Source organism: Xenorhabdus santafensis (genome assembly GCF_033949405.1).
Taxonomy (GTDB): Bacteria; Pseudomonadota; Gammaproteobacteria; order Enterobacterales; family Enterobacteriaceae; genus Xenorhabdus; species Xenorhabdus santafensis.
Genome location: NZ_VCDN01000118.1, coordinates 1 through 3,474 on the forward strand (window position 1 = coordinate 1; position 3,474 = coordinate 3,474).

Below are 3,474 nucleotides of genomic sequence, written 5' to 3' on the forward strand. Positions count from 1 at the left end.
GGATGAATCGTTACCGACGGATACTAATTCGTTGGGAAAAGAAAATCAGTAGTTATGAAGGCATGCTGTATTTTTGTTGTGGGTTGATTGTGTGGAATAAAATCCTTGCGGGATAGGCTCTAAGAATAGTCACCTAAAGGTAGGGTAGGATTCAACTAGCATCTATAAAGATTTTGAAGATGAAATATCCACAATAAAGCGCAACCTGCCTAGTGAAATCCGTGAAGCATTTATCAGGAAAATAAAGTACTGGGATAATGAATTTTCAAGCAATCATAGAAAGTAACAGTTCTACCCAGAACTGACCGCAGAAAGGAATAACGGAATGAAAAAGCTACTAATGACATGTGCAGCACTTATCTTAACGGGATGCGGTGAGAACTACAGTGAATTTAATGGTGTGTATTCTTGCAAAATAGGCCTGATACTTAATTCTATAGCAGCAGATCAGGGTAGCGAATATTCTTTCCCACTGTCAGTAGTAAGAGCCAGAATGACTTTTAAAAATGGCGTCATGACGATTCACGGAATGAAGTCGGGCGATTATGTAGGTCATGAGATGGCTCTAACTGCACCACCAGTAACTTCGGATGGCAGGAAACTGATGTCAGAACGAGAGTTCAAATATGATGATGGTATAGTTAGCGAGGACTTTTCTCCAAAGTACGCTATAGCAACAATTACAATTGGTAATCCGCGTAACGACGGCATAATGCAGCAGCTTACTGGTTGCAGAAAAGAGTGAAAATAGTTCTTCTGGAAACCAATTAGCCCCACAAGGGGCTTTTTTATGGATTGCTTTCTTATAATGCTTTAATCTATAAAAGATTTTAATCAAAACATTATGGATAAAAAATGAAAAATAAGAAGCAGGCAATTATAATTGCAGTTATTGCATTCGTAGTTATGTTCTTCTATCTCTTATCAAAAAATGTAGCCTCAATGTAAGCAAAAAGCCCCATCACGGGGCTTTTTTGTTGAGTAGCTGCTCAAGCATGGATTCAATCTTGTCAAGGCGCTTATTGATATCATTTTTCTTGCCTACAATGGATGTAATATCTTTCCATAAAGGGGGGGCAAAGATAGGTTGAGAATTTCGGGGGATAGGAAGTTGAGCATGTATTGCTATTCCAAGTATTTTAAAATCATCCCCAAGAGGGTAATTAATATATTGAGAGTTTAAAGAGTTTAAGTAGATAACACCTTGCTCAATAATCAATTGTCTAAAAGAGAATGTACTATCACCATATCCGCATAATACAAAATCACGGTCATTAGCATATGTAGCAGGTTCAAATGTGATAATTGAGTTATGCGGAAATGAAGGTGAGTGTGCTGAGTGCATAGAATCACCATGCAGCTTTATCGCAAAAGCTGATTCTGATGCATCTAGAGGTGCGACAATGAAACCGTCTGGACTAGCAATTATATTTCCGTCTGCATCATAAAATTTATTTGGTGATGTGGTGCCTGGGGCTGTATAAAGCGGTATTTCAGGTAACGTGACAGTCTTACGGATATCACCTATATTTGGTTCTTCACCAACGCCAACAGCCAGCCATTCACTACTTGTACCAAGTACTGTGGCTAAATTAGTCAACACCTTATCTCTAGGTTTAGAATCTCCAGCCTCATAAGCAGCAATTTGCCTTCTGACTACACCAACTTTGTCTGCGAGTTCCCCTTGTGTCAGATTAGCAGCTTGCCTAGCTAGAGAGATTCGCGTTTTAAAATAATCATCAATCTTCATATATGAAATCCAAAAAATTCACATTGACACATGATGGAATCATGAGCTATAACTAATAGTACATTATGAGAATGTGTAATTACAAATATTCACAGGAGATGAAAATGCAAAGAGATATTAGGCCTTCACCATACCCATTCCGAATGAAACCCGAAATGCGCCAATGGCTAGAAGATAAAGCCGAAGAAAAGCGCCGTTCTGTGCAGGTTCAATTGGAATATATCGTTGATATCGTGATGGAGATGGAGAAAAAAGGTGAATTACAGCTTCCATAAGGACGAAACCTCGAAGGCGGCAACCAACGAGGCTTCTAATTTGTCAGTAACACTCGAAGAAACCAACAAGTCAACCACTAACGAAGAGATCGACAACATGACTATAGCAAATAGTAACCTACCTGTCATTGCTGGCGTAGAAATCACTACTGATGCAGAAGGTCGTTTTAATCTGAATGCGCTTCATAAGGCGAGTGGTGGTAAAGATGCCAAACGCCCTAAAACTTGGCTCGAAACAAAACAAGCCCAAGAGCTTGTCGAGGAGCTAAGGCAGAATTCCGCCTTAGGTCAAGAAGTGCTCAAAGTGCAAAAAGGTGGTATTAATCCTGGCACTTTTGCCCACGAGCTTTTAGCCGTTGAATATGCAGGGTGGATTTTTCCCAAATTCCGTTTGCAGGTAAACCAGACCTTTATTGATTTCCGTTCTGGGAAATTAGCACCAGCAGCTTCCGAGAAAAGTAAGTCAGGCCTTCCTGAATATCGTCGCGCCAGAACACTGAAAATGTCAGTTGATGCTATTACCAGTCTGTTTGACTTGATGCCCAACCTAAGCGGTGAAGCAAAACAGTGTGCAGCAGCCAACATTGTTAACCCTATCGTTGGCTTTGAAGCTATTCCCCTCCCCATACTGGAAGAAAAGCATTACACAGCGGGTGAGGTGGGGAAGATGCTGGAAGTGTCAGCAAACAAGATTGGGCGAGTTGCCAATGCGCACAATCTCAAAAACGAGCAGTACGGCAAGTTCTTTCTGGATCAGTCAGCTCACTCAAGTAAACAGGTCGAGGCATTCCGCTATAACGAGAACGGCATTAAAGCACTTAGACATTTAATTCACGGTGTAGAAGTAGCTTAGTACTTGATTGCCAAGGAAGGCGAGCCATCTAAATTATCACATCACGAAACTAATGTAATCATTCAATTAAATAATTGAACAAGTTTTCGAGGCGCTTCCCAAATTCACAATACGAATCTTTACAAAAAGTAACAGTTACGTAATAAATAGTATTGTTCTGAAATCGGCTGCAAAACGTCCCGTTTTTTCCTTTGAGGGACATAATAAATTATTTATCCTAAACACCGTAAAACGATATGCAAGAGATAAATTGTATTGATATAAAAATGGCGAAGCCCCGAACTACTCTCAATAGCAAGGGGCTTCTAAAGGAAGTAAACATGGTAAGTATAACAGTTAACGAATTAACTAAACACTCCCGCTCAGTAGAACATATGATCGCCATCATGCACAACAGTGTTCCGGTTATTACTACTGAGATGTTGGCCAATGTTTATGAAACTGATGCGATTAACATTCAAGTTAATCATTCTCGTAATAAAGAGCGCTTTATTGAAGGTAAGCATTTCTTTAAGTTAACTGGTTCAATTTTAAAAGAATTCAAGAACAGGCTTACTCAAAGTAAGCCAGTCAAAAACAGACTATCTTTAAGCGAG

5 protein-coding genes and 1 pseudogene are annotated in these 3,474 nt (G+C 39.7%); 5 read left to right on the top strand and 1 reads right to left on the bottom strand.

What is annotated here, in order from left to right; all coding sequences use genetic code 11:
* Nucleotides 1-116 (top strand): annotated as a pseudogene (locus FE392_RS18630) (IS5/IS1182 family transposase); the annotation flags it as partial.
* A gap of 209 nt (nucleotides 117-325) precedes the next feature.
* Nucleotides 326-745: a hypothetical protein gene (locus tag FE392_RS18635; protein WP_319931653.1), complete on the top strand. Its 420-nt coding sequence runs from the start codon at nucleotides 326-328 to the stop codon at nucleotides 743-745.
* 216 nt (nucleotides 746-961) lie between these two features.
* On the opposite strand, the gene FE392_RS18640 is transcribed toward FE392_RS18635, so the two are convergent.
* Entirely contained in the window at nucleotides 962-1,750 is a 789-nt protein-coding gene (locus FE392_RS18640; RefSeq protein WP_319931654.1) for a helix-turn-helix domain-containing protein, read from the bottom strand.
* 104 nt (nucleotides 1,751-1,854) lie between these two features.
* On the opposite strand from FE392_RS18640, the gene FE392_RS18645 reads away from it, so the two are divergent.
* The 3 genes from FE392_RS18645 to FE392_RS18655 form a co-directional block, all read left to right on the top strand.
* Nucleotides 1,855-2,025, top strand: coding sequence for a hypothetical protein (locus tag FE392_RS18645; protein ID WP_319931655.1), 171 nt, complete (start codon nucleotides 1,855-1,857; stop codon nucleotides 2,023-2,025).
* Nucleotides 2,006-2,878, top strand: coding sequence for a KilA-N domain-containing protein (locus tag FE392_RS18650; RefSeq protein WP_439153508.1), 873 nt, complete (start codon nucleotides 2,006-2,008; stop codon nucleotides 2,876-2,878). Before FE392_RS18645 ends, FE392_RS18650 begins: the two co-directional genes overlap by 20 nt.
* Nucleotides 2,879-3,198: 320 nt before the next feature.
* A partial coding sequence (locus FE392_RS18655; protein ID WP_319931656.1) for an ORF6N domain-containing protein occupies nucleotides 3,199-3,474 on the top strand: 276 nt, incomplete at its 3' end.

Coding starts and splice junctions, on each gene's coding strand:
- FE392_RS18635 (WP_319931653.1), top strand. CDS start 326: ATGAAAAAGCTACTAATGACATGTGCAGCACTTATCTTAACGGGATGC.
- FE392_RS18640 (WP_319931654.1), bottom strand. CDS start 1,750: ATGAAGATTGATGATTATTTTAAAACGCGAATCTCTCTAGCTAGGCAA.
- FE392_RS18645 (WP_319931655.1), top strand. CDS start 1,855: ATGCAAAGAGATATTAGGCCTTCACCATACCCATTCCGAATGAAACCC.